1 tRNA gene is annotated in these 252 nt (G+C 55.6%); it reads left to right on the top strand.

The features are described 5' to 3' along the window. The first annotated feature begins 115 nt into the window (after positions 1 to 115). Positions 116 to 190: transfer RNA gene (locus DMH08_RS39785), tRNA-Leu, on the top strand. Positions 191 to 252: the final 62 nt, after the last annotated feature.

Genomic DNA, 252 nt, shown 5'->3' on the forward strand with positions numbered 1-252 from the left:
GGATGTCCGCGGTGCTCACTGGGCTCCTCGTTTTCCGGCCAGGTGGACCACAAGAGCCTACCTAGTTCCTGTAAGGTGTACCTACGTCGGGAGGCCCCAGCCTTCGATTCACATGGCCCCGGTAGCCCAATTGGCAGCAGGCAATGGATTCAAAACCCATACAGTGTCGGTTCGAATCCGACCCGGGGCACTTTGCCTTTATTTCCAAGGTCGCAAGCAAAGTGAGAAAACTTCACTGATCAGAGGGAATGC

It is taken from the genome of Actinomadura sp. WAC 06369, from assembly GCF_003947565.1.
GTDB classification, from domain to species: Bacteria; Actinomycetota; Actinomycetes; order Streptosporangiales; family Streptosporangiaceae; genus Spirillospora; species Spirillospora rifamycini.